Below are 22,698 nucleotides of genomic sequence, written 5' to 3'. Positions count from 1 at the left end.
TCGAAAGGGGCGACGGGTCGTTCAGGCGGCGCGGGAACGGACCGAGGAGACGAATCCGGGCAGCCGGTCCACTCCCCAGAACTTCTCGTAGCCGTCGATGAAGAACGGGACCCCGAAGACACCGTCGCGGTAAAGGGAGTCGAGGGCCCGCAGACCGTGCTCGCGGACGGCCGGATCGTCGCACGCGGTGGACAGGCGCACCGGGTCCAGCCCGACGCGCTCGGCGACGTCCGCGATGACGGCCGGGTCGGAGATGTCCCGGCCCTCCTCCCACCGGGCCCGGTAGACGGCCTCGATGAACTCCCGTCCGCGGCCCAGCTCGTCGGCCACCAGGTACGCCAGGTGCGACACCTCCCACCGGGGTTCGCGGTCGACCGGCCACACCATCTCCAGGCCGCGGTCACGGGCGAGCCGGCGCACGTCCTGGAGGATGTAGAGGTGCTTCTCCCTCGACATCGCCACGTACGGCAGCCGGACGCCGGCCTGCTCCAGGTGGTCGCTCGTCTCCGGGTCCGGCTCCCAGAAGGGGAACCAGTCGATGCGTTCCGCGACGTCCCGGTGGTCGGCCATCAGGTCCCGGTAGGCCATCCACGAGTAGGGACTGCGGAACGAGAAGTACCAGCGTGGCCTCTTTCGGGCCATCACCGCCTCCAAACATGCTGAGTGCTGCCGCCGGTCACGGATCGGGCCGGGGCGGACGGCCGGGTGTCGCGGGCCGTCCGGTGGTCAGATGGTGATGCCGCCGTCGATCTGCAGGACGGAACCGGTGATGTACTCGGCCTTGTCCGACACCAGGTACGCGACGAGGTCGCCGACCTCCTCGGCGCGGCCCATGCGGCGCAGCGGGATCGTCCGGGTGATGTCCTTGCGGGCCTTCTCGTTCATCGCGGCGACCATGTCGGTGTCGATGAAGCCGGGGGCGACGGCGTTGACCCGGATCCCGGAGCGGCCGACCTCCTTGGCCAGCGACTGGGACAGGCCGATGATGCCGGCCTTCGAGGCGGAGTAGTTGGTCTGGCTGGCGTGGCCGTACACCCCCGCCACCGAGGAGATGTTGACGATCGCGCCGGTGCGGCGCTTCATCATGGAGAAGACGACCGCGCGGCACAGGTGGTAGACGCCGTCGAGATTGGTGTCCAGGACCTGGTGCCACTGCTCGTCGTCCATCAGCACCAGGGGGTTGTCACGGGTGATCCCGGCGGCGGTGACCGCCGCGTCGACGGGGCCGAACGTCTCCTCCGCCTCCTCGACGAAGGAGCGCACGGCCGGGCCGTCGGTGACGTCCGTCCGCCGGGACATGACGCGCACGCCCAGCTGTCCGGCCTCCTTCTCCAGCTGCCGGGCCGCCTCCTCGTCGGCGCGGTAGCAGAAGGCGACGTCGAATCCGTCGCGGGCGAGCGACAGCACGCACGCCCGTCCGATCCCGCGTGATCCGCCGGTGACCAGGGCCACCCGGGAAGTGTTGTCCTGCATGGTCTTCGCTCAGCTCGCTTCGGGTCTCAGGACTTCGGCCGGGCGGAAGGCCATGACGATCCGGCCGACGGTCATCACCGTCTCGCCGTCCACCAGGCTCTCGCCCTCGAACATCACGGTGTCGTCCACCCTGCGTTCCGCCCGCACGCGGTGCTCCAGGACGTCGCCGGGCAGCACGGTGCGGTGGAACTCGACCCCGGTCATGCCGCCGAAGAGCATGACCTGGCCGGCCAGCACATCGGGGTTGGGGTCGTCCCAGGTGGCCAGGACGCCCGCGGACTGGCACCAGGACTCCACGAGCAGCGGTTTCGGGTAGCCGAAACCCTCCTCGGGGGTGTCCGGACCCAGGTCCGCGTACCAGGGCTCGTTGCAGGTGACCGCCTTGAGGGCGGTCAGCGCGCGGCCGGGTTCGACGTGCGTGACCCGGTCCACGAGCAGCATGGGGTAGCGGTGCGGCAGCCTGCCGCGGATCTGCGCCTGTCCGCTCACGCCGGCGCTCCGTCCGTGGTGCGGCGGTAGCGCAGGCGCACCGACGCGGCGTCGCCCCGGCCGGAGCGGACCTTCGCCCGGCACTGCCACGCCGGGCCGTCCACCGGCTTCCAGTCGATGTCCGCGCTCAGCGCGTCGCCCGGGTACACGGGCCCGGTGAACCGGGTGCTCTCCACGGCCACGAGCTCGGGCTCCGGCTCCCCGGCGGGGGCCGTGGCGAGCACGCTCCGGTGCACGTACTCGACGAGGCACACGCCGGGGAGGATCGGGAAGCCCGGGTAGTGACCGGGGAGGACCGTCTCGTCGGCGGACACGGTGAACCGGGTGGAGGTGCGCCCGTCCTTCTGCGCCGGCACGACCTCGACGGCGCCCGTCAGCGCCCCGGCGGCCCGCGGTCCGGACCGGGGCGCGGCGGGGTCCGGGGCGCCCGGACGCGTCTCGGTGAGGACGTCCATCAGACGGCCTGCAGCTTTCCGGCCAGCAGGTCGTAGGCGCTCTGCAGGGTGACGATCTGCCGCAGCTCGGACTCCGGCAGCTTCACCCCGTACTTCTTCTCCAGGACGACCACGATCTCCAGGGCCAGGAGGGAGTCGACCTCCAGGTCGTCGACGAACTCGGCGTCGTCGGTGATCTCGGCGACGTCGACGTCCAGCACCTGGGCGACGATCCGGCGCAGTTCTTCCTTGTCCAGCACGGTGGTACCTCTCAGCGTTTCGTTCTTCGGATACGGCGGTGGGGCGGACGGCCGGTCAGCGCAGCCGGAGCAGGGCGCAGCCGACGGTCCCGGTCCGGTCGACGGAGGTGACGAGGCCGACCTTCCCGGCCAGGGCGCGGTCGTCCTCCGCGTGCGCCAGCAGAGCGGCGGTCTGGAAGGCGGCGGAGGCGGCACCGGTGTCGCCGATCAGCGCGACCTGGGTCAGGTCGGCCGCGTCCACGCCGGCCAGCACCTCGCCGACGGCGGCGGCCTCGGCCTCGCCCTCCGCCCCGGGGGCGCCGGAGCGGGCGACGACGGCGATCTCCGCGAGGCCGGCGCCGGACCGGCGCAGCGCACCGTGCAGGCAGGCCGTGAGGCTGCCGGCCACGTCGTCGCGGAGCACGACGCCCAGCTCGACGGCCAGGATCTCGGCCAGCACCGGCTGCCCGGCGTCCTCGCCCGCCGCGGGCTCGACGAGGAGCACGGCGCAGCCCTCGCCGAGCGGCGCGCCCGGCGTGCCGTCACCGGAGTGGTGCTCGAGCCAGGCGCGGGCGGGGGAGTACTCCTCGGCGGCGCCGCACAGCACGGTCCGGGCACGGCCCGCGGCCAGCAGCCGGCGGGAGTAGTTCAGGGCGTGCAGCCCGGCCGCCCGGCCGCCCGCGATGGTCGTGTTGGGCCCCTTCAGCTGGTACCAGATGGCACTCTGGCCGGCCGCGCAGTTCATCACGGTGTTGGGGAAGCGTGCCGGGTCGACGAAGAACGGCTGCTCGCCGGTGAACGAGTCCCGGGTGAAGTCCATCATGCTCTGGGCGCTGCCGGTGGTGGTGCCCAGAGCCAGCGCGGCGCCCTCGCCGGTGCCGACGGCCCGGCTCCGTTCGGTGTCGTCGAGCAGCGCCCCGACGGCGGTGACCGCCAGTCCGGTGACCCGGTCCATGGACCGGGTGCCCTTCTTGCCGAGCACCGCGCGGACGTCGAAGCCCGGGACCACGCAGGCGTCCTCCCGGGGCCCGGCCCCGTCGAGCACGGAGACGGCGGGGCGCCGTTCGCGCACCCCCTCGGCGAACGCGGTCCGGCCGATGCCGAACGGCGACACCGCGGACCACGCGGTGATGACGGGGCGCCCGGCGCCCGTTGCGGTGGTGGTCATGTCCGCCACGCTTCCCTTCGGTTCACAGGTAACAGACCATTCGGTACTCGGGCCAGCGCAGGGCCATGGCGGCGTCGGGGACGGCCAGCACGCCGTCCAGCAGCCGGTCGGGGCCCAGCCCGTGGGCGGCCAGGCCGGACTCCTCGGCGTGGATCCGGACCCCGGCGTCCATGAGGGTGCGCAGGTCGCGGCGGGGGTCGGTGAGGGTGTCCACGGTGCGGCTGCCGATCCGCAGGGCCGGCACCGGCTCGGCGCGCACGCCGTAGGTGACGGCGCGTCCGCGCAGCAGCACGTCGAGCCCGCCGAGCTGGCGGTGCAGCTCCACCGCCAGGTACAGGGCGTCGAAGAACTGCTTCTCCAGCGCCCCGCGGTAGGCCTTCTCCACGACGGCCAGGGCGCGCGGTCCGGGCACGCCGGCCTCCTCGGTGGTCCGTGCGCCGGCCGTCACAGGACCCCCACCAGCAGGGTCCGCCCGGCCGCGGCCACGTTGGCGCCGTAGCCGGACGGGGGCCGCATGACGACCTGCGGCAGGTGGTCCGCGGCGCCCCGGTCGTCGCTGCAGAACCGGCAGCCGTACCAGTACAGCCGGCCGGGGAACGTCTCCAGCATGTCCTTCACCAGGGCCGCCGTGGACGGGTACTCCCCGTTCCAGTTCGCCAGGTTGCGCGGCTTGTCGTCGCCCAGCGCGTTCTGCGTGAGCAGGGTGGCGTTCCCGCAGGTCCACACCTGCACGGCGCGGCCCTGTTCCAGCAGCGCCTGGACCAGGCGCAGCGCGCTGGTGGTGCGGTCCGACTCGTGCGGCGAGCCCATGAGGGTGACCAGCACGTCGGTGGGCGGAACACTGCGTGCCATGTCAGTGCCACACCGCCCGCACGTCGGGACCGGTGATCCAGCCGGCCAGTTCGTCCATGTCCGAGACCTTCGCCCGGGGGCGCAGCGGGAGGTGTCCGATCCCCCGCTGCACGAGGGAGAAGCGGTCGACGGCCAGCCGGCCGCCCGCCGCCTCGAAGCGGTCCAGTTCCTCGTCGGTCCCGGGCCGGGCGAGGAGGCAACCGTCCTCCACCAGGTACATCAGCACCGGATACCCGGCCCGGGCCTGCGCCGTGGCGTCCCGCCGGAGGCCGGCGTCCACCGGGGCGCACGGCCCGTGGCTCTCGATCAGCAGGATCCGCGGCGTCTCCCCGCGGCCCCCGCTCCAGGCGTCGTTCACGGCTGCCGCGTCGTCCCGCCCAGTGCGTCCAGCACGTGCTGGTCGAAGTTCTCCAGCCGCCAGTCGCGGCGGTTGTCGATGACCGCGTAGCCGTGCACGATGGTGCCCGTGGCGGTCCTGAGGAGGCCGCCGTCGCGGACGACGTACCAGTTCATCCGGGTGGTGTAGGTGAAGTCCTTGAAGACGTCCTCCACCTCGTAGGTGGTGTAGAGGTCCTCCTCCATCATCGCCTCGTCGAGGATCCGGATCTCGGAGCGCGGCACGACGGGGATCCACCGGCGGTCGTCCAGCAGCGTCTTGATGGAGATGCCGCGGTCGGCGACGAACCGGTCCTTGCCCTCCTCCATCAGCCTCAGGTAGCCGGACATCTGGAGGCGCTCGGTGAAGTGGCAGTACGGGTAGGGGATGTTCCACTTCCACCCGTAGGCGTTCTTGCCCTCCAGCAGCTCCCCGAGGATCGCGTCCTCGGAGCTGAACGGGGTGAGCGGCGCGGGCTCCAGGTCGGCTCCGAGCCGGTCCACGGCGAAGCGGGCCAGTTCCCCGGGCACCTCGCCCGCGGAGTCGAGGTAGGTGTCGATCCGCAGGGACACGCGCACCTTGGAGGTGACGGCCTTGAGGATCTCCCCGCCGCGTTCCACGGACACGGTCACCTTGAAGCCCAGCGTGCCGTCCGCGTCCTTGGTGGACGGCACGACCTCGGCGGTGGCGACGTCGTCCATGTGGAAGGCGTGCAGGATCCGGGTGTCGATCCCGACGACGTCGAGGCCGAGGCCGTGCTCCTCGTACAGGCCCCGGGCCGGCAGGGCGGCCTGCCGGAAGTGGTCGAGGACCGCCTCCTCGACCATGTAGTTCACGTGCTTGAAACCGATCCAGGTGCAGATGTTGGAGCCCTCGTAGCGGGGGCGGACCTGGACGGAGGTCGTCTCGTTGAGGAGTGCCTTGACGGCGGTCTCCGTGACGATGGTCATCGGCGGTGCTCCAAAGCGGTGTCGGGGACGGGCTCGCGCTGCGGAGCGCCGGTCCCAAGGGAGTTGACGAAGGCGACGGTCTCGGAGGCGAACCGTTCCGCTTCCTCGATCATCGGGAAGTGCCCGCAGCCGGGGAGGACGAGCGCCCGGGCGTCCGGCAGCGCGGCGGCCAGCGTCACGCTCTCGCCGGGCGGTGCCGCGAAGTCGTTCTCGCCCCCCAGCACCAGGCAGGGCACGGTGACCCGGCCCGTCTGGAGCTGCGGAGTACGCAGGTAGAGCTCGAAGAAGCGCAGCCAGCCGTACGGGCCCACCCGGTCCCGTACCCGCTCCCCCATGGCCGCCCGCAGGGAGGCGGGAAGCCGGTCGCCGGAGTGGACCCGCAGGCCCTCCTCCATGATCAGGTGGAAGTCGTTGAGGTAGTGGCTGATGGTCTCCCAGTCGAACTCCTCGACGGTGCGCCGGTAGAACGGCGACACCAGCACCAGGGCGCGGATCCCGAGCCGGGCGAGGGCGTCACCGCCCTGCCGGCTCTCCCGGTCGACGAGGTCCAGCAGGACGTCCGCCGACATGGAGTGCGCCACCACGATCTGCGGTCCGCCGGGCACCGCGGCCAGCACCTGGGCCAGGGGGCCGACGAGATCACCGTCGACGCCCCAGTCGGGCACGCCCTCGGCGCTCCAGGGCAGCCGGGCCGACCACACCTCGTACGCGCGGGGCAGCAGCCCGACGCAGCGGTCCCACACGCTGTCGTTCGCCGCCAGTCCGTGGACCAGCAGCAGCCGGGGACCGCCGGTGCCGGCGGTGCGCCGGCGGACCGCCTCGGCGCCGGGGCCGTCGGGCGCGGGCATCAGCGGATCTCCGCGGCCGGGGGCTCCAGCAGCACGAGTCCGGCCGAGGCGTCGTCGGCGTCGGTGCCGCACACCGCGAACACCGGCCCCTCGCCGCATTCGTCGAACATGCCGACGGCCGTCGCGCACTGCAGCAGGCCGAGCGCGCCGGAGGCGCGGCCGAACCCCTCGGGCAGGGCCGTCCGCTCGACCCCGGGCAGCAGGCCGGCGCCGACGCCCCCGGGAGCCGCGTCGGGAAGGTGCCACCATGCGGGTTCCGGCACGCCGGAGGCGGCCAGCCGCTCCAGGACCGCCCCGACACCGGCCGCACGGACGTACCGGCCGAGCACGGCGCGGATCCTCGCGCCCCGCGCACGGGCCGCCCGCGCGTCCTCCAGGACGACGGCGGCGCCGCCGTCGACGGCGTGCCCGCCGCCGAGCAGCCGGCGTACGACCTCGTTGTCCGGTTCGACGCCGAGGACGAGCACCCGGTCCGCGCGGCCCGCCGTGATCATGGTGGCGGCCCAGTTGACCGCGTCCAGGCCGGAGGTCGCGCCGTTGCACACCATCAGGTTGGGGCCGCGCAGGCCGTAGCGGATGGCGGCCGAGGAGGCGATGACGTTGCTCGACGCGTTCGGCAGGTCCATCGGGCTGGTCGCCGTGACGGTGTGCTCCCGCAGGGTGTCCAGGGCGCGGGCGACGGTGTCCAGGTTGCCGTAGTTGGAGCTGACGACCACGCCGACGTCCCCGGAGGTCACCGTGCCGTCCTCGCCGAGGAGTCCGGCGTCGGCCAGGGCCGCGGAGGTCAGGCAGTAGCCGAGCTGCGTGGCCCGGTCCTTGTAGCGCAGGCCCTTCCTGCCCACCAGGGCGGCCGGCTCGACGGGTGCGGCGCCGGGCTCGGGGCCGGCGGCCAGTGCCTTGGCGGAGTCGGCCCCGGGGATCAGGACGGACACGCCGCTGACGACGACGCTCACGGGGTGGCCTCCACGATGGCGACGGCGTTGATGCCGCCGAATCCGAACGCGTTGAACTGCGCCACGTTCATCGACGCGGACGCGGCGTCGCCGGTCACGAAGCGGAAGCCCGCGGCCTCCTCGACCGGCCGTTGCAGACCGACGGTGGGCGGCACGCGCCCCTCCTTGAGGGCGGTGACGCCCACGACCAGGCCCATCAGCCCGGACGCGCCGGACGTGTGGCCGGTCATCGACTTGATCGCCGTCATCAGCGGGCCGCTCGCCGCGTCGCCCAGCGCGTCGGCCATCGCCGCCGCCTCGGCCTCGTCGTTGAGCAGGGTCCCGGTGCCGTGCAGCATCACCAGGTCGATGTCCTTCGGCTTGACGCCCGCCATGTCGTACGCGCTGCGCATGGCCTTCGCGATGCCCTCCGGGGAGGGCGCGGTGACGTGGAAGGCGTCGCAGTTGACGGCGACGCCGCGCAGCAGGGCGTGCGCCCGCCGGCCTCCGGTCTCCCGGCTGAGCACGACGGCGGCGGCGCCGTCGCCCATGAGGACGCCGGTGCGGTCCCGGTCGAAGGGCCGCACCCGGTCCGGCGGGGTCGGGTGGACCCGCTCCAGCAGTCCGTACATGCTCTCGGTGAGCACGTCCACGCCGGCGACGATCACCGTGTCCGGGGCGTCGTCGCCCTCCTGGGCCAGCAGGTCCGAGCCGAGCGCCAGCGCGTACAGCGAGGCGGAGCAGGCGTTGGAGAAGGTGTGCGTCACGTCGGCGCCGAACCGCTCGCGCAGCGCGGTGCCGAAGTGCAGGCCGGTGTCGTCCAGGTCGGTGTCCCCGCGCCACCAGAGCTCCAGGGAGCGCAGCTCGCGCAGCCCCGTCCCGATGAGCACCGGTGTGCCGGAGAGGTCCTCGCCCAGGCCCGCGTCGGCCGCCGCCTGGGCGATCGCCTCGACGAGCAGCGCGGTGGCGCGGGCGGGCACGTCCTCGCCCCGCGCGGGGCGGTCGTCCACCTCGTAGGCGTGCTGCGCCCGGAAGCGGGTGCGGTCGAACCCGCGCAGCTCGGCGCGGCCGGTGACGCCCCGGCACAGGTTCTCGAAGAGCGTTCCGACGCCTCTTCCGGTGCTGGCGACGGCGCCCATGCCGGTGATCGGACGGCTCAGCATGCTTCCTCCTCGTGGTCGTACCGGCCGAGGAGGACCACCGCGTTGTTGCCGCCGAACGCCAGACCGTTGTTCTGGACGACCCTGAGGTCGGCCTCGACGGCCCGGTTCGGCACGCAGTCGACGTCGCACTCGGGATCCGTCGTGACGTGGTTGATGGTCGGCGGGATGAAGCGGTTCGCGATGGCCAGCGCGCAGCCGATGGCGCCCAGGGCGCTGGCCGCGCCCATGCTGTGGCCGAGCATCGACTTCATGGACACGGTGCGCGGCGGGGTGCCGAACACCTCGCGGATCGCGCCCGCCTCGGTGATGTCGTTGGCCTTGGTCCCCGTCCCGTGGGCGGAGATCAGGTCCACCTCGGCCGGTTTCACGCCCGCGTTGTCCAGGGCCAGTTCCATGCAGCGCGCCACGCTCGCCCGGTTGGGCGCCACCTGGTGGTGGGCGTCGCAGTTGAGTCCGTAGCCGAGCACCTCGGCGTAGATGGTGGCGCCGCGTTCCAGGGCCGACTCCAGCCGTTCCAGGACGAGCACCCCGGCACCCTCGCCGGTCAGGATGCCCTTGCGGTCGGCGTCGAACGGCCGGCAGTGCTCCGGCGCTATGGTCCCCAGCCGGTAGAAGCCGGTGAAGGTCTTGCGGCACATGGCGTCCGCGCCGCCGCAGAACGCGTAGTCCGCCTCGCCGGAGCGCACCGCGTCGAAGCCGTAGCCGATGGCGTAGTTGCCGGCGGCGCAGGCGGTCGGAACCGTGACGGCTTCGACGTCGGCCAGTTCGAGCTCCTGGGCGACGGCGACCGAGAGGCGTCCGGCGGGGATCCGCCGGGCCGCCGTCGCGTCGAACGCCCCGGGCCCGTCCGCGAGTTCGGCCTCGACCAGCTGGTCGAGGTCGTAGGACTCGCCGTCGGTGGTGCCGATGGAGATCAGACCCCGCCGGCCGCGCAGATCGGCAGCGGCGAGGCCGGCGTCCTCCAGGGCCATCCGGGCCGCGGCGGCGGAGAACTGGGCCGCCCTGCCGAGCTGTTCCGTCTCCAGCGTGCGGATCCAGTCCAGCGGCTCGAACTCGACGACCTCGCAGCCGTTGGCGTGGGCGAACCCCTCGGTGTCGAACACCGTGATGGGCCGGGCCCCGCTGCGGCCCTCCTTCAGTCCCGCGAGAAACTCCTCCACCCCCAGCCCGATGCTGGAGACCACTCCGAGTCCCGTGAGGACCACCCGGTGCCGTCCCGTCGCCTCCGGACCGGCGTCGTGCACTGCCGACATGCCTACCTCCCTGTCCACGTCCGACCTACGCGCGCGCCGCCCGGGGGCGTCGCGGGCGGCTTACCAGCCGGCAGGCTCCGATACGACCTCGTACACGCCCTTGAGGTTGACCATCCGCGGCAGTTCGGACTGGTTGATCACCACGCCGAATTCCTTCTCCAGCGCCGCGAGGATCTCGATCGCGCGAAGCGAGTCGGCGTTGTGCTCCTCCTTGAAGAGGCTGGTCTCCGTGACCTCTTCCTCTTCGATCTCGAGAATGTCGCAGACGATTTCCTGGATGACGGAAAGACGCTCTTCACGCGTTGCAGCGGGCATGCTGCCACCCCTTTCACGAATTGCCCCCGCGGGCAATTTCATTGAGTTCCCGACGATTTTTAAGCCACCGCTGTCCCACGCGGCAAGGCGCATTGCACAAAGCTGCCAAGCGAGGTCGGGAGTTCCTGCGGGCAGCGGGTACGGGCGGGCGGGGCCCGGCCGTACGGGCGGGCGTCAGCGCAGACGGGACGCCACGTCGGCGACGAGTTCGTCCCGCCGCGGCACCAGGTAGAAGTGGTCGCCCCGCAGGACCTTCAGATCGAAGCCCTTGGGGGCGACGTCGGCCCAGGCGGCGACCTCGTCCACGGTGACGTTGGGGTCGCGGTCCCCGACGTAGCCGACGACGGGGCAGCGCACGGGCACGGCCGGCCGGGGGCCGTTCTCGGCGTACCGCCCGACGACGGCGAAGTCGGCCCGGAGCGCGGGCATCACCAGGTCCCGCAGGTCGGGGTCGTCCAGCAGCTCGGCGTCGGTGCCGCCCAGCCTGCGGACCTCGGCGAGGACGGACTCCTCGCCGTCCAGGTGCGCGGTGCGCGGCCGCTGTCCGTGGGGAGGCCGCTGGGCGGAGACGAGCAGCAGGCTCGGGCAGAAGCCGTGCCTGCGCTCCAGGCGGACCGCCACCTCGTAGGCGAGCGAGGCCCCCATGCTGTGGCCGAAGAGTGCCAACGGCTTGTCGAGGAGGGGCAGGACGGCGGCGGTCACCGCGTCGGCCATCTCCTCCATGCTCTCGAGGCAGGGCTCGGCGATCCGCTCCTGGCGCCCCGGGTAGCGGGCCGCCAGCACCTCGACGTCGTCGCCGAAGGCGTGGCCCCAGGAGTGGAAGAAACTCGCCGAGCCGCCCGCGTACGGCAGGCAGAGCAGCCGCGTCCGGGTCGGGGCGGACGGGGGGTGGCGCCGGAACCACGTCGCGTCGCTCCGGGAGGTGTGCTTCAGGGGGTTCATGGCACCGGGCTTCTCGTGTCGGGGAGTTCGGCAGGACGGCGGGGGCCGTACGGCGGCGAGACCTCCGGGGCACCGGAGGCCGTACGGCGGCGGGGCGTTCAGGGCGCCGGAGGTCGCACGGAGGCGAGACCTCCAGGGCGCCGGAGGGGGCGCACGGAGGCGAGGCCCTCCGGGGCGCCGGGGATCACGCGGCGGCGAGGTCCCTCAGGGCGCCGGGTCCGTCCACGGCGCTCACCTCGACGCCGGGGTCGATCCGGCGGATCAGGTTCGTCAGCACGCGCCCCGGGCCCAGCTCGACGAGCCGCCGGCAGCCGAGCCGTCCGGTCAGGGTCCGTACGCTCTCCTCCCAGCGCACGGGGGAGACCATCTGGCGCACGGCCAGGTCCGGCCAGTGGCCGCCGCCGGTGTACGGCTGCGCGTCCACGTTGGCGACCACCGGGAGGTGTCCCGGGGCGAACCGCACGTCCCGCAGGGTCCGGGCCAGGCGCTCGGCCGCGGGCGCCATGAAGGGGCTGTGGAAGGCGCCGCCCACGGAGAGGCGGATGAGCTTGGCCCCCACGCCCGGAGCCCTGTCCGCCGCCCTCGCGATGCCGTCCTCCGAGCCGGAGAGCCCGGTCTGGCCGGGAGCGTTGGCGTTGGCCACCCACACGTCGAGTCCTTCGGCCCGCACCTCGGCGGCCAGCGCCTCGGCCTGCGGGAGCCCGGCCCCGACGAGCACGCCCATCGTGCCCGGCCGCAGCCGCTCGGCGTCCAGCATGGCCTGCCCCCGGTCCCTCACCAGGGCGACGGCGTCGGGCAGCGTGAGCACCCCGGCCGCCGTCAGCGCCGCGTACTCGCCCAGGCTGTGCCCGGCGCACGCCACGGCGCCCTCCAGCGCCCCGCACCGCGCCGCCTCCGCGTGGGCCATCAGGGCCACCGTGAAGACCGAGAGCTGGGCCAGGTCGGTGCGGCGCAGCACGTCGGCCGGGGTCCGCAGCAGCAGTTCCTCGACGTCCTCGCCGCAGTGCCGGGAGACCTCGCCGGCCAGGCTCCACGCGGCGGTGTCCCGCCAGGGTTCGCCCATGCCTTGGCGTTGCGTTCCCTGTCCGGGGAATATCAGACCGATCGGCGTCGGGGTCACCTCTCCACACCTTCCACGGGGCGCTGGACGGAAACGGGGGCCTGTACCCGGCCGGGCCGGGTCTCGGGTGACAGGCCCCCGCCCATCGGTGCGTCACGGGCCAGGAGCGGGGGTCCCCGTGGCCCGCGGCGCACCGGATCACCGGCGACGCAGGGGAAGCGCAGGCCGCCGGAGTTCTCGGGTCAGGGGCGTCCGGCCGTCCGCCGGGGGCGGAGGCCGTTCGTGTCGTCCCTGTCTAACCGGCCCCGGCGCGCGGGGGCAACGACGGCTACAGGAAGCTGCCAGTGCCGGACCGGCCGTCGCGGGGAGTCGTGCCGCCCGCGTCGCGGGCGTCCCGCGCCGTCGGCCGGGCCGGCGCGTCCGGCCGCCGCGCGCTCCGCGGGGACTGCGGTCCGGACGCGTCCTTGGCCGGTCCGGCCGGCGGCTGTCCGGAGCCCTTGCGGCCCTTGGGCAGCAGCCCCAGCTCGGCCGCCCGGACGCCCGCCTGGAAGCGCGAGCTCGCCCCGAGGAGCGCCATGATCTCCGCGACGTAGCGGCGGTAGGTGCGCACCGAGACGGAGAGCTCGCGCGCGGCGACCTCGTCGGTGATGCCGCCCTGGAGGCGGACCAGGATCTGCCGGGCCACGTCGGCGCGGTCGCGGTCGCCGAAGTCGATCCGCTCCTCGACCGGGACCGCGTGGCGCCAGAGTCCGTCGAAGAGGGTGCCCAGCGTGCCGATCACGGTGCTGGCGCGGATCACCGAGGCCTGCCGTCCGACGACCGCCTGCGAGGTCACCAGCGCGGCCGCCCCGTCGACGAGCATCATCTGGAGCATGGGCACCCTGGCCACCCGCACCTCGTACCGCAGGCTCTTCAGCATGTGCGGCTGGACCACGCCGTCGTCGAGCATCGCCTGGGTGCACAGGAGCCGCAGCCGGACGTCCTTCCGGCAGCTCTCCAGCTCCCAGTACACGGAGTTGATCGCCTCGACGTGCTCCGAGTCGGCCAGCACGATGTCGATGGTGCGCTCGGCCTCGGCGACGAGCCGGAGGGCGGCCTCCGTCACCTCGCCCCCGCAGGCGGCGACGTTGGTGATCAGCGAGTCGCGCACGACACGGTCGCGGTGCTTGGCGACGGTGGCCTCGATCAGCCGGCTGACCTCCATGAGCGTCTGCTCCAGGTCGTCCGCGGGGCACTCGTCGGGTGGTCCGGTGTCCTCGGCCCGGTCGCGCGGGTCCTTCGCGGCGTACCGCGGCCGGTCGGCGGGATGGTGGTCAGCCATGGTGGCGCGACCCCCCGTGGGGGGCTCTGCCGGAGGCGCAGGTGCGCTGCGGGAGCAGCGCCATCTCCACGGCCCTGACCCCGGCCTGGAAGCGGGAGCTGGCTCCCAGCGCCTGCATGATCTCCGCGACGTGACGCCGGTAGGTGCGCAGGGACACCTGGAGTTCGCGGGCCGCCACCTCGTCGGTACGGCCCTCGCACAGCTGCTCCAGGATGCGTCGCACCGACTCGGTCCGCATCCGCGCGCTCGTGCGCTCGTACTCGGCGAGCGAGCGGGCGTTGGCCCACGATCCGGCGAACAGCAGGTCCAGTACGCGCGCCGACGCCGTGTCCTTGATGATCGCGGCGGGACCCGGCTTCCCGGGGGAGGCCGGCATCAGGGCGACCCGGCTGTCGACGATCAGCATGCCGCGCAGCTCGCCCTCGTCGACCCGGATCTCGCACCGCGTGTCCCGGAAGTCCTCGGCGCTCGGCCGGCAGTCGTTCACCGCCTGCGGCGTGCACAGCAGCCGGATGACCGGGCCGCCCCCGGCGCCCGTTCCGCCGCGCGCCGTCCGGCCCTTGGAAGGCGTGGCGTGGGCGGCGAGCGCCTCGAACACGGCGGACACGTTCTCGCCGGTGGACAGCGATACGGAGACGGAGTGGCGGGCCCGTCCGACGAGCCGGGCGACCGTGCTGCCGATGTCGGCGTCGTCGGCGCGCAGGACGAGGGATTCACGTACCGGCCTGGTCCGGTGCAGCGACATCGTCGATTCGATCAGCGCACGTGCCTGGAGCAGTGCGCTTTCCATCCTGTTGATGCCTTCGGCGCTGTCGACGGTGTCGCCGGTCGGCCCGCCCGGTGAAGGTGCCCCGATCACGACCGGCACAAGGCCTTCACCATGGGTTTTCAACGTGGAAGTATTCATTACACCGATCATTCCCCGTAATGCTCAGCGATACATCCTCGTCCTGGCCGAGGACTGAATTACCAGAATCGGCAGCAGGAACCGTATTCCTGTTTAAATGAGGGCTGTGACCCGCGGCTGTTGAAACTTAACCGAAAAACCGTCCATTCATCGTCAATTCACCCACCATGGGAAAACGGTTCACGACGCGGCGGTCAGGGCTCCGGAGGGGCCAAGTCCGCTCGGCTCCGAAGCTCAGACATTATGGGCTGGCCGCGAGCCAGTCAACGTGGGGGCGTTGGCATAGTCCAGGTAAAGTCTCGCCCCTGCGGGGCCCCGCCAGGCATTGCGCCCGAAACCTCCGGCCGGGCTGTCATTAAGTTGCAGCAATTCTGTCGACCGTCACGGAACCAAGCACCGGATCGGGCACGTATCGCATCCGGGCGGTGACAGCCAGTCGCACGCACGGTGTGTCACTGTCCACTTACTGTCATTCGCCTCGGGACCGGCCCGGCGTTCCGGGGCGCGGCTGCGCCCCGCGCCGGTGCCGAACCGGCCAGCGGCGTGCGGACGTCGGGAGTGCGGGAGGGGAGGTCCGTACGGCGACGCTCCGGGTGGGCGGGCGCGTGGCGGTGTCACGGCCCCCGGGCCGGCGGAGGGATCCGGCCACCGCCGACGCGGCCGCGTCGCCGCCGGGTGCCCGCCGGTGCGCCGGGTGCGATCCGGCCGCCGGCCCGCTCCGGCTGCGTGTTCGCACTGAAGGCGGAGTCCGCCCGGAGAAGCTACTTTCCGGTAATAGCGTGTCCCCCAAGGGGAGGCGCAGGAGTCGCTTGTAGCGGTACAGGTCAACGGCCGGGCGAGAAATGCCGGGTAATTGCGGGATTCGCTCGAGCGGGACCGGGTCAGCGGTAGTCGGACATCCGGGAGACGGTCCGCCCGATCACTCGTCCGCGGCGTCCGGGCCGTTCAGCGGACCCGATTCCCCCGGGGAGGACACGCACTCCGGTCCGCTTGTCACGTCACCGCTTCCGCAGATCAGGCAGGACGAATGCGCGGTCGGCGGACAGGCGCCGAGGGGGCTCGAAACACCGGTCCCTGTGAAGACCGTGTCCCGTCCAGGGGCCCGGGACCGGATCGGAAACCGGTGGTGGGCGGCCGGCTCCGGGACGCCGGAACGGGGTGACGGGGCCCGCCGGGCGCAGCCGCCGACCCGCACGTGGACGACGGCGGCGGACAACGTCCCCCTCAGGCGCGCCCCGCACCCCGCCGCACCGCGGACGCGCCCTCGACGCGGTGCCGTCCGGAGCGGCCGTCCTAGGGCGCGGATCCCGTGTCCGGACGGTGTGCCGCGGCGTCCTTGGTCAGCCGGACGGCCGAGAGCAGGCTGAGGCCGGGTGCCGCCTCGCGCAGGACCTTGACGGCCTGCACGGAGTCGGCGGGGCCCCGGTAACCGGCCGCGGCGAAGCGCTCGTGGACCCAGCGGGCGCGCAGCTCCGCGTCGGACGCGGCGGCGGCCCGCCCGGCCAGGGCGGCGGCGCGCTCCAGTCCGGGCCGCTGCTCGGGCGTCGCCTCGGCGAGCGCCCGGCGGATCCCGTCGGCGATGACGTCCGCGTCGCGCAGGACGAGGACGTTGAGTTCCGGTTGTCTGCTCCGTCCGAACATGGGGGTCATGGTCGACGCCGTGATCTGTCCGATCAAGCGACTTGAGGGGCTTCTGAGCCACGGACACCGGGCGGCCTCCCGCCCGGTGTCCGTTTTCTTCAAGACCGGCCCGCACGCCCCGCCTACGGTGGCCCCCATGACCGCACGATTCGACGCCATCGGCCTCGTCGTCTCCGACATGGCCGCCTCCGTGACCTTCTACCGCCGGCTCGGTTTCGCCTTCCCCGAGGGCTCCGAGGACCAGCCGCACGCCGAGGCCGGGCTGCCCGGCGGGATCCGGCTGCTGCTCGACACCGAGGAGACCGTCCGCTCCTTCCACTCCGCGTGGCGGCCGCCGGCCGGCGGCGGACGGCACTCGCTCGCCCTGCTGTGCGACACGCCCGAGGAGGTGGACGCGCTGTACGAGGAGCTGACCGGTGCCGGGTACCACGGCGAGCTCAAGCCCTGGAACGCCGTCTGGGGGCAGCGGTACGCCGTCGTGCACGACCCGGACGGCAACGGGGTCGACCTGTTCGCGCGGCTGGTGGCCTGAGCCGGGAGTCCTCAGGCGGACCACGGCCGCGGTTCACCAGTCCCGGCCGACGGGCGTCGGGGGACGACCGCGGGACGCGGCGGAGCACCACCGGACGCGGCGGAGCGCCCCTGGACGTGAGCGGCCAGCAGCTCGCCCAGGGGCAGGCCCGTCAAGTCCCGTACCTCGCGGGACAGGTGGGCCTGGTCGGCGTAGCCGGTCCGGGTGGCGGTCTCCGCGAAGGGGGTGCCGGAGCGGACCAGGGCCAGGGCGCGGCGCAGGCGGAGGATGCGGGCCAGGGTCTTGGGGCCGTAGCCGAACGCGGCCAGGGAGCGGCGGTGCAGCTGCCGTGCGCTCAGGCCGAGTCCGTCGGCGGTCGCGGCGACCGGGCGGCCCGCCTCCAGGGCCCTCACGACGCGGTCCGGCACGGGGTCGGGCGGGGCGGTGTCCGCGGCCCGGCGCAGGGCCAGGTCCTCCAGGCCGCGCGCCGGGTCCCCGGCCGCGTTCACGCGGGCGGTCGCGCGGCGCACCTCGGCCGCCGGCCAGAGGTCGGCCAGGTCGACGCGGCGGTCGCGCAGCTCGTGCGCGGGGACGCCGAGCAGGGCGGGGGCCGTGCCGGGGCGGAAGCGGATGCCCGCCCAGGTGCTCGGCGGGCCCCCGGTGAGGTGCGCGCGGGTGTCGGGGCCGGCGACCAGCAGGCGTCCCTCGTGCCAGAGGAGGTCCATGCAGCCGTCGGGCAGCACCCGGCCCTCCCCGGTCCCGGACGGGGTGCTGGTCCACACGGCCGCGCCGGCCAGCCGCGACGCCCGTTCGCCGTACATGCCGCCGAGGCTACGCCGTCCGCCAGTCCTGCGGGCTGACCCCGTACGTCCGCTTGAAGGCCGTCGACAGGGAGAACGCGCTGCCGTAGCCGACCCGGCGGGCGATGGCGCCGATCGTGTCGTCGGTGTCGCGCAGCCGGTCCGCGGCGAGGGCGAGGCGCCAGCCGGTGAGGTACGTCATCGGGGGCTCGCCGACGAGGTCCGTGAAGCGGCGGGCCAGGGCGGCGCGCGAGACGCCGGCCTTCGCGGCGAGCGCGGCGACCGTCCAGGGGTGCGCGGGGTCGTCCTGGAGCAGGCGCAGCACGGGGCCGACGACCGGGTCCGCCTGCGCCCGGTACCAGGCGGGCGGCTGCGCCTGCGGCCGGGCGAACCAGGCCCGCAGGGCGGCGATGACCAGCAGGTCGAGCAGCCGGTCCAGGACGACCTCCTGCCCCGGTGCGTCGCGCACGATCTCCTCCGTGAGGAGCGGGGTGAGCGGACAGTCCCACACGTCGGCGGTGAGGGAGAGCAGCGGCGGCAGGGCGTCCAGCAGCCGGCCGCCGATCTCGCCCCGCATCCGGTACGTGCCGATCAGCAGCACCGTCCCGCCGTCCGGCCGGTCGCCCCAGGTGCGGACGCCGAGGTCCATGACGCCGTTGAGGGGGCGGCCGTCGGGGTAGTGGCACTCCCCGCCCGGCAGGATCAGCGCCTGGGGCGCCGTGCCGGGGGCGTCGGCGCAGGTGTACGGGTCCGGGCCGCGCGCGACGGCGAGGTCGCCGGGGCGCAGCCGCAGCCGCTCGCCCCGGTCCGGCAGGACCCACGCCTCGCCGCGGACCGGCAGCATCACCGTCAGCGGGGCCTCGTCCTCGACGCGGATCGCCCACGGCGGGTCGAAGCACGCCCTGATCATGAACGCGCCGCGGGCGCGGGGGCCCTCCAGCAGGCCGGTGAGAGCGTCCATGGGGTCAGCGTAGACGCAGGCTCATGGGACGGAGCCGTTCGACGATGGTCCCGTGCGGTGGACGGGAGTTGACTCGTCGGCATGACACAGGACACCGGGAACACGACGGTCGTGGTGACGGGCGCGCGGGGGCGTACGGGCAGCCGGGTGGCGCGGGCCGCCCGGGCGGCGGGGCTCACCGTGCGGGCGGCGTCGCGGGCGACCGGATTCGACTGGGGGGACCGTTCGACCTGGGCGGACACCCTGCGCGGCGCCGACGCGGCGTATCTCGTCCATCCCTCGGACGTGGGCGCCCCCGGCGCCGCCGAGGCGGTCGGCGACCTCGCCCGCGAGGCGCTCGCCCTCGGCGTGCGGCGGCTGGTGCTGCTGTCCGCCCGGGGCGAGGACCAGGCGCTGCCCACCGAGGAGGCGCTGCACGCGTCCGGCGCGGACCGGACGGTCGTGCGGGCCGCCTGGTTCGCGCAGAACTTCAGCGAGGGACCGCTGGCGGAGGAGCTGCGCCGGAGCGGGGAGCTGGTGTTCCCGGCCGGTGAGGTGCCCGAGCCGTTCGTGGACCTGCGGGACGTCGCGGACGTGGTGGTGGCCGCGCTGACGGACGGGGAGCGGTACGCGGGGCGGACGCTCACGGTGACGGGGCCCCGGCTGCTCACCTGGCGGGAGGCGGTGGCGGAGATCGCCGCGGCGGCGGGACGCCCGCTGACGTACCGGGCGGTGCCGGCGCACGACTACGGCGAGGCGCTGCTCGCCCTCGGGGTGGAGCGGGAGGAGGCCGGCTTCCTCACCGGGTTGTTCGAGGACCTGCTCGACGGCCGCAACGCGCACCTGGAGGACGGGGTGCGGCGGGTGCTGGGGCGGGAGCCGCGGGACTTCGCCGACTTCGTGCGGGAGGAGGCGGCGGCCGGCACCTGGAAGGGGTGACGCCGGCCCGGAGGGGGCCGGCGCCTCACTTCTCCTCGTCGTCCGCCGGTCCCTCCCCGTTCCTTTGGTGGGTGGTCCTCACGTGCGTGCGCAGCCGTGCCGTGACGTCCTCCGGCGGCAGGAAGCGGGACCAGCGTTCGGGGAACTCGGAGGGCATGTCGGGGTCGGCCCCGCCGGCCGCGGCGGCGGTGCGGGCGACGTACTCGGCGACCTGGGCCTGGCGCAGCCGCTCGTTGGCCTCGCGGGCCGCGGCCGTCGCCGCGGCCGGCCAGACGCGGTCGATGGCGGCGTTGACCGCGGCGCCGACGAGGACGGCGAACGCGGACACGCCGATCCACAGCAGGACGGCGACGGGGGCCGCGAGGGAGCCGTAGATGGTGGGGCCCTCGACCGTGTTGGTCAGGTAGATCCGCAGCAGGAAGCTGCCCAGCACCCACATGGCGAGGGCGACCAGCGCGCCGGGCACGTCCTCGATCCACGGGGAGCGCACGGGCACGGAGACGTGGTACAGCGTGGTCAGGAAGGCGACGGACAGCAGGATCACGACCGGCCAGTACAGGATCTGGACGAGCGTCGTCGACCAGGGCACGATCCGCACGACCGCGTCCGGGCCGGCCACCATCAGCGGCAGCGCGACCGAGCCGATCAGCAGGGCCACGATGAACAGCAGGAAGGCCAGCAGCCGGGTCTTGACGATGCCCCGCACGCCGTCGAGGCCGTACATGACGGTGATGGTGTCGATGAAGACGTTCACCGCGCGGGAGCCCGACCACACGGCGATCAGGAAGCCGAGGGAGATGACGTCGGGCCGGCCGCCCTTGGTCACGTCCCGCAGGATCGGCTCCGCGACCTCCCTCACGCCCCGGTCGGACAGCACCGTGCGGGATGCCTCCAGGAGGTTGCGCTGCAGGCTCTGGATGGTGTCGGCGCCGGTCCAGGCGTCGACGTAGCCGAGCAGGCCGATCATGCTGAGCAGCAGCGGGGGCACCGACAGCAGCGTGAAGAACGCCGCCTCGGCGGCCAGGCCCAGGATGCGGTACTCCACGCACGAGTTGACGGTGTCCTTGAGCAGCAGCCAGGCCGTCCTGCGCTTGGAGACGTTCCGGTAGAGGGCCCGGGCCCGGTGGAGGCGGCCGGAGGGCGCGTCGGGGGTTTCACTTGCTGGCTGCACGCACTAAAGGTATCCGTCGCGCCCGGCCGCACTCATCCCAGGCGGAACCGCCGAGTGAGACGGGCTTACTGCGGGGTACGTTCGACGCATGGCACGCACCACGCACACCGTGACCAACCAGGCTCCACCGCTGGTGCAGTACGACGTGTTCGGCGCCGACCGCGCCCTGGCGGAGGCGGTCGGGCGGCACCTGGATCCCGGCCTGCTGGACGAGGCCCTCTCCGAGCTGTCGGGGCTGGGGCGGACCGCCGGGTCCGCGCAGGTGCAGGAGTGGGGTGTGCTGGCCGACGGGCATCCGCCGCGGCTGCGCACCCACGACCGCTACGGCCACCGGATCGACGAGGTCGAGTTCCATCCGGCCTGGCACCGGCTGCTCGGCAAGGGCGTCTCCGCGGGGCTGACGGCGGCCTGGGGAAGGCCGGGCGGGCACGTGCGGCGGGCGGCGGCGTTCGTGGTGTGGACCCAGGTGGAGGCGGGCAACGGCTGCCCGCTGTCGATGACCCACGCGGCGGTCCCCGCCCTGCGCACGGACCCGGAGCTGGCCGCCGAGTGGGAACCCCGGCTGACGTCGACGGTCTACGACCGTGAGCTGCGGCCCGCCCACCACAAGCCCGGCGTCCTGTTCGGCATGGGGATGACGGAGAAGCAGGGCGGCAGCGACGTGCGGGCGAACACGACGGCCGCCCGGCCGCTGGCCGAGGACGGCGCGTACGAGCTGACCGGGCACAAGTGGTTCTGTTCGGCACCCATGTCGGACGCCTTCCTGGTGCTGGCGCAGGCGCCCGGGGGCCTCACCTGCTTCCTGGTGCCGCGCGTGCTGGCGGACGGCACGCGCAACGTGTTCCTCATCCAGCGGCTCAAGGACAAGCTGGGCAACCGGTCCAACGCCTCCGCCGAGGTCGAGTTCGACGGGACGTGGGCGCGCCGGGTCGGCGACGAGGGCGCCGGGGTGCGCACCGTCATCGGGATGGTGGCGGCGACCCGGCTCGACTGCGTCCTGGGATCGGCGGGGCTGATGCGGCAGGCCGTGGCGCAGGCGGTCCACCACTGCTCGCATCGCGAGGCGTTCGGCGGGAAGCTCGTCGACAAGCCGCTGATGCGCAACGTGCTCGCGGATCTGGCACTGGAGTCGGAGGCGGCCACCACGCTGGCGCTGCGGCTGGCGGCGGCGTACGACGACGGCGGTGAGCAGGAGCGGGCGCTGCTGCGGATCGCGGTGCCGGCGGCCAAGTACTGGGTGACCAAGCGGTGCGCGCCGGTCGCGGTGGAGGCTGCGGAGTGCCTCGGCGGCAACGGGTACGTCGAGGAGTCGGGGATGCCCCGGCTGGTGCGCGAGTCGCCGCTGAACTCGATCTGGGAGGGCGCGGGCAACGTCCAGGCGCTGGACGTGCTGCGGGCGCTGCGCCGGGAGCCGGGGGCGCTGGACGCGTACCTGCGGGAGGTCGGGCAGGCGCGCGGGGCCGATCACCGGCTGGACGGGGCGATCAAGAACCTGCTGACCGAACTGGCGGACCTGGAGGGCGTCGAGGGACGGGCGCGGCGGCTGGTGGAGCGGCTGGCGCTGGTGCTCCAGGGATCGCTGCTGGTGCGGTACGCGCCGCCGGAGGTGGCGGACGCGTTCTGCGCGGCGCGGCTGGGCGGCGACGGGGGCGCGGCCTTCGGGACGCTGCCGCACACGCTCGACCTGGCGTCGGTGGTGGAGCGGGCCCGGCCGGTGTCCTGAGGCGCTCGTCCCGGGCGGCGGGCGCGACGCGGGGGTGGTGCTGCGCCGACACGGCACCACCCCCGCCGCACGGACCCCTTGAGAGCCGTGACCGCCGCTCGGGACGGCGTCGCTCAAGTTTCAAGCAATACGGGGCCGTCCACCAGGGTTGCAGGGGGTTGCAACTTGCCGCCGCCGTGCCGTACTGGGCATCTCGGCCGGGGGCAGACGGCAGTATGAGACCGACAGTCAGAACGGATCTCGGGGGCGCG

26 protein-coding genes are annotated in these 22,698 nt (G+C 73.6%); 3 read left to right on the top strand and 23 right to left on the bottom strand.

Translation table 11 applies throughout. From position 1 onward, the window contains the following. Window positions 1-21 precede the first annotated feature (21 nt). From GL259_RS30095 to GL259_RS30000, 20 genes are all read right to left on the bottom strand, one after another. Entirely contained in the window at window positions 22-642 is a 621-nt protein-coding gene (locus GL259_RS30095) for a DsbA family protein (protein ID WP_159536430.1), read from the bottom strand. A gap of 84 nt (window positions 643-726) precedes the next feature. Then, window positions 727-1,473 (bottom strand): 3-oxoacyl-[acyl-carrier-protein] reductase, encoded by a 747-nt coding sequence (gene fabG, locus GL259_RS30090; protein WP_159536429.1) that lies wholly within the window; start codon window positions 1,471-1,473, stop codon window positions 727-729. A gap of 9 nt (window positions 1,474-1,482) precedes the next feature. Beyond that, window positions 1,483-1,962: a 3-hydroxyacyl-ACP dehydratase FabZ family protein gene (locus GL259_RS30085; RefSeq protein WP_159536428.1), complete on the bottom strand. Its 480-nt coding sequence runs from the start codon at window positions 1,960-1,962 to the stop codon at window positions 1,483-1,485. Next, entirely contained in the window at window positions 1,959-2,417 is a 459-nt protein-coding gene (locus tag GL259_RS30080; RefSeq protein ID WP_159536427.1) for a hypothetical protein, read from the bottom strand. The genes GL259_RS30085 and GL259_RS30080 overlap by 4 nt, the downstream gene beginning before the upstream one ends. After that, the gene (locus tag GL259_RS30075) at window positions 2,417-2,656 is read right to left on the bottom strand and encodes an acyl carrier protein (RefSeq protein ID WP_159536426.1); all 240 of its coding nucleotides are present in this window, start codon (window positions 2,654-2,656) and stop codon (window positions 2,417-2,419) included. The genes GL259_RS30080 and GL259_RS30075 overlap by 1 nt, the downstream gene beginning before the upstream one ends. Window positions 2,657-2,711: 55 nt before the next feature. After that, on the bottom strand, window positions 2,712-3,803 hold the full coding sequence (locus GL259_RS30070; protein ID WP_159536425.1) for a beta-ketoacyl synthase N-terminal-like domain-containing protein: 1,092 nt from the start codon (window positions 3,801-3,803) through the stop codon (window positions 2,712-2,714). A 22-nt stretch (window positions 3,804-3,825) separates the two neighbouring features. Continuing rightward, window positions 3,826-4,215 carry a hypothetical protein gene (locus tag GL259_RS30065; protein WP_243762417.1) on the bottom strand — a complete coding sequence of 130 codons (390 nt, stop codon included), beginning with the start codon at window positions 4,213-4,215 and terminating at the stop codon, window positions 3,826-3,828. A gap of 32 nt (window positions 4,216-4,247) precedes the next feature. Then, window positions 4,248-4,655 carry a hypothetical protein gene (locus GL259_RS30060; RefSeq protein WP_159536423.1) on the bottom strand — a complete coding sequence of 136 codons (408 nt, stop codon included), beginning with the start codon at window positions 4,653-4,655 and terminating at the stop codon, window positions 4,248-4,250. A gap of 1 nt (window position 4,656) precedes the next feature. Further along, complete coding sequence (locus GL259_RS30055; RefSeq protein WP_159536422.1) at window positions 4,657-5,013, bottom strand: hypothetical protein; 357 nt, start codon at window positions 5,011-5,013, stop codon at window positions 4,657-4,659. Beyond that, on the bottom strand, window positions 5,010-5,981 hold the full coding sequence (locus GL259_RS30050) for a hypothetical protein (RefSeq protein ID WP_159536421.1): 972 nt from the start codon (window positions 5,979-5,981) through the stop codon (window positions 5,010-5,012). The genes GL259_RS30055 and GL259_RS30050 overlap by 4 nt, the downstream gene beginning before the upstream one ends. Further along, a complete protein-coding gene (locus GL259_RS30045; RefSeq protein ID WP_243762416.1) occupies window positions 5,978-6,829 on the bottom strand; it encodes an alpha/beta hydrolase in 852 nt (283 codons plus the stop codon). The genes GL259_RS30050 and GL259_RS30045 overlap by 4 nt, the downstream gene beginning before the upstream one ends. Continuing rightward, window positions 6,829-7,782: a beta-ketoacyl synthase N-terminal-like domain-containing protein gene (locus GL259_RS30040; protein WP_159536420.1), complete on the bottom strand. Its 954-nt coding sequence runs from the start codon at window positions 7,780-7,782 to the stop codon at window positions 6,829-6,831. Before GL259_RS30040 ends, GL259_RS30045 begins: the two co-directional genes overlap by 1 nt. Next, entirely contained in the window at window positions 7,779-8,924 is a 1,146-nt protein-coding gene (locus tag GL259_RS30035) for a beta-ketoacyl synthase N-terminal-like domain-containing protein (protein ID WP_159536419.1), read from the bottom strand. The genes GL259_RS30040 and GL259_RS30035 overlap by 4 nt, the downstream gene beginning before the upstream one ends. Beyond that, window positions 8,918-10,177 carry a beta-ketoacyl-[acyl-carrier-protein] synthase family protein gene (locus GL259_RS30030; RefSeq protein ID WP_159536418.1) on the bottom strand — a complete coding sequence of 420 codons (1,260 nt, stop codon included), beginning with the start codon at window positions 10,175-10,177 and terminating at the stop codon, window positions 8,918-8,920. Before GL259_RS30030 ends, GL259_RS30035 begins: the two co-directional genes overlap by 7 nt. A gap of 60 nt (window positions 10,178-10,237) precedes the next feature. Then, complete coding sequence (locus GL259_RS30025) at window positions 10,238-10,492, bottom strand: acyl carrier protein (protein ID WP_159539097.1); 255 nt, start codon at window positions 10,490-10,492, stop codon at window positions 10,238-10,240. A 174-nt stretch (window positions 10,493-10,666) separates the two neighbouring features. After that, window positions 10,667-11,434, bottom strand: coding sequence for an alpha/beta fold hydrolase (locus GL259_RS30020; protein ID WP_159536417.1), 768 nt, complete (start codon window positions 11,432-11,434; stop codon window positions 10,667-10,669). Window positions 11,435-11,618: 184 nt separating this feature from the next. Beyond that, window positions 11,619-12,554: an ACP S-malonyltransferase gene (locus GL259_RS30015; RefSeq protein WP_159536416.1), complete on the bottom strand. Its 936-nt coding sequence runs from the start codon at window positions 12,552-12,554 to the stop codon at window positions 11,619-11,621. 268 nt (window positions 12,555-12,822) lie between these two features. After that, window positions 12,823-13,815: a transcriptional regulator gene (locus GL259_RS30010; RefSeq protein ID WP_243762414.1), complete on the bottom strand. Its 993-nt coding sequence runs from the start codon at window positions 13,813-13,815 to the stop codon at window positions 12,823-12,825. Beyond that, window positions 13,808-14,605 carry a helix-turn-helix transcriptional regulator gene (locus GL259_RS30005; protein ID WP_243762413.1) on the bottom strand — a complete coding sequence of 266 codons (798 nt, stop codon included), beginning with the start codon at window positions 14,603-14,605 and terminating at the stop codon, window positions 13,808-13,810. Before GL259_RS30005 ends, GL259_RS30010 begins: the two co-directional genes overlap by 8 nt. 1,410 nt (window positions 14,606-16,015) lie before the next feature. Then, entirely contained in the window at window positions 16,016-16,363 is a 348-nt protein-coding gene (locus tag GL259_RS30000) for a hypothetical protein (RefSeq protein WP_159536415.1), read from the bottom strand. A gap of 136 nt (window positions 16,364-16,499) precedes the next feature. Here GL259_RS30000 and GL259_RS29995 point away from each other — a divergent pair, with 136 nt between their 5' ends. Then, complete coding sequence (locus GL259_RS29995; RefSeq protein WP_159536414.1) at window positions 16,500-16,895, top strand: VOC family protein; 396 nt, start codon at window positions 16,500-16,502, stop codon at window positions 16,893-16,895. Between the two features lie 11 nt (window positions 16,896-16,906). Here GL259_RS29995 and GL259_RS29990 read toward each other — a convergent pair whose 3' ends face one another. Together GL259_RS29990 and GL259_RS29985 are read right to left on the bottom strand one after the other, a co-directional pair. Continuing rightward, window positions 16,907-17,695, bottom strand: coding sequence for a helix-turn-helix transcriptional regulator (locus GL259_RS29990; RefSeq protein ID WP_243762412.1), 789 nt, complete (start codon window positions 17,693-17,695; stop codon window positions 16,907-16,909). A 10-nt stretch (window positions 17,696-17,705) separates the two neighbouring features. Continuing rightward, window positions 17,706-18,635 (bottom strand): AraC family transcriptional regulator, encoded by a 930-nt coding sequence (locus GL259_RS29985; protein WP_159536413.1) that lies wholly within the window; start codon window positions 18,633-18,635, stop codon window positions 17,706-17,708. An 81-nt stretch (window positions 18,636-18,716) separates the two neighbouring features. On the opposite strand from GL259_RS29985, the gene GL259_RS29980 reads away from it, so the two are divergent. Then, window positions 18,717-19,553 carry an NmrA family transcriptional regulator gene (locus GL259_RS29980; RefSeq protein WP_159536412.1) on the top strand — a complete coding sequence of 279 codons (837 nt, stop codon included), beginning with the start codon at window positions 18,717-18,719 and terminating at the stop codon, window positions 19,551-19,553. A gap of 25 nt (window positions 19,554-19,578) precedes the next feature. Here GL259_RS29980 and GL259_RS29975 read toward each other — a convergent pair whose 3' ends face one another. After that, window positions 19,579-20,724 (bottom strand): YihY/virulence factor BrkB family protein, encoded by a 1,146-nt coding sequence (locus GL259_RS29975; protein ID WP_159536411.1) that lies wholly within the window; start codon window positions 20,722-20,724, stop codon window positions 19,579-19,581. 88 nt (window positions 20,725-20,812) lie between these two features. On the opposite strand from GL259_RS29975, the gene GL259_RS29970 reads away from it, so the two are divergent. Beyond that, window positions 20,813-22,447 carry an acyl-CoA dehydrogenase family protein gene (locus GL259_RS29970; protein WP_159536410.1) on the top strand — a complete coding sequence of 545 codons (1,635 nt, stop codon included), beginning with the start codon at window positions 20,813-20,815 and terminating at the stop codon, window positions 22,445-22,447. Window positions 22,448-22,698: the final 251 nt, after the last annotated feature.

The sequence above is a fragment of the Streptomyces sp. Tu 3180 genome (assembly GCF_009852415.1).
Lineage (GTDB): Bacteria > Actinomycetota > Actinomycetes > Streptomycetales > Streptomycetaceae > Streptomyces.
This window is presented reverse-complemented; position numbering and strand designations above follow the sequence as displayed.

What these genes read in the sequence shown, in the direction of transcription:
- GL259_RS30095 (WP_159536430.1), bottom strand. Translation starts at nt 642, where the DNA reads ATGGCCCGAAAGAGGCCACGCTGGTACTTCTCGTTCCGCAGTCCCTAC.
- fabG (WP_159536429.1), bottom strand. Translation starts at nt 1,473, where the DNA reads ATGCAGGACAACACTTCCCGGGTGGCCCTGGTCACCGGCGGATCACGC.
- GL259_RS30080 (WP_159536427.1), bottom strand. Translation starts at nt 2,417, where the DNA reads ATGGACGTCCTCACCGAGACGCGTCCGGGCGCCCCGGACCCCGCCGCG.
- GL259_RS30070 (WP_159536425.1), bottom strand. Translation starts at nt 3,803, where the DNA reads ATGACCACCACCGCAACGGGCGCCGGGCGCCCCGTCATCACCGCGTGG.
- GL259_RS30060 (WP_159536423.1), bottom strand. Translation starts at nt 4,655, where the DNA reads ATGGCACGCAGTGTTCCGCCCACCGACGTGCTGGTCACCCTCATGGGC.
- GL259_RS30050 (WP_159536421.1), bottom strand. Translation starts at nt 5,981, where the DNA reads ATGACCATCGTCACGGAGACCGCCGTCAAGGCACTCCTCAACGAGACG.
- GL259_RS30045 (WP_243762416.1), bottom strand. Translation starts at nt 6,829, where the DNA reads ATGCCCGCGCCCGACGGCCCCGGCGCCGAGGCGGTCCGCCGGCGCACC.
- GL259_RS30035 (WP_159536419.1), bottom strand. Translation starts at nt 8,924, where the DNA reads ATGCTGAGCCGTCCGATCACCGGCATGGGCGCCGTCGCCAGCACCGGA.
- GL259_RS30030 (WP_159536418.1), bottom strand. Translation starts at nt 10,177, where the DNA reads ATGTCGGCAGTGCACGACGCCGGTCCGGAGGCGACGGGACGGCACCGG.
- GL259_RS30025 (WP_159539097.1), bottom strand. Translation starts at nt 10,492, where the DNA reads ATGCCCGCTGCAACGCGTGAAGAGCGTCTTTCCGTCATCCAGGAAATC.
- GL259_RS30020 (WP_159536417.1), bottom strand. Translation starts at nt 11,434, where the DNA reads ATGAACCCCCTGAAGCACACCTCCCGGAGCGACGCGACGTGGTTCCGG.
- GL259_RS30010 (WP_243762414.1), bottom strand. Translation starts at nt 13,815, where the DNA reads ATGGCTGACCACCATCCCGCCGACCGGCCGCGGTACGCCGCGAAGGAC.
- GL259_RS30005 (WP_243762413.1), bottom strand. Translation starts at nt 14,605, where the DNA reads ATGGAAAGCGCACTGCTCCAGGCACGTGCGCTGATCGAATCGACGATG.
- GL259_RS30000 (WP_159536415.1), bottom strand. Translation starts at nt 16,363, where the DNA reads ATGTTCGGACGGAGCAGACAACCGGAACTCAACGTCCTCGTCCTGCGC.
- GL259_RS29995 (WP_159536414.1), top strand. Translation starts at nt 16,500, where the DNA reads ATGACCGCACGATTCGACGCCATCGGCCTCGTCGTCTCCGACATGGCC.
- GL259_RS29990 (WP_243762412.1), bottom strand. Translation starts at nt 17,695, where the DNA reads ATGTACGGCGAACGGGCGTCGCGGCTGGCCGGCGCGGCCGTGTGGACC.
- GL259_RS29985 (WP_159536413.1), bottom strand. Translation starts at nt 18,635, where the DNA reads ATGGACGCTCTCACCGGCCTGCTGGAGGGCCCCCGCGCCCGCGGCGCG.
- GL259_RS29980 (WP_159536412.1), top strand. Translation starts at nt 18,717, where the DNA reads ATGACACAGGACACCGGGAACACGACGGTCGTGGTGACGGGCGCGCGG.
- GL259_RS29970 (WP_159536410.1), top strand. Translation starts at nt 20,813, where the DNA reads ATGGCACGCACCACGCACACCGTGACCAACCAGGCTCCACCGCTGGTG.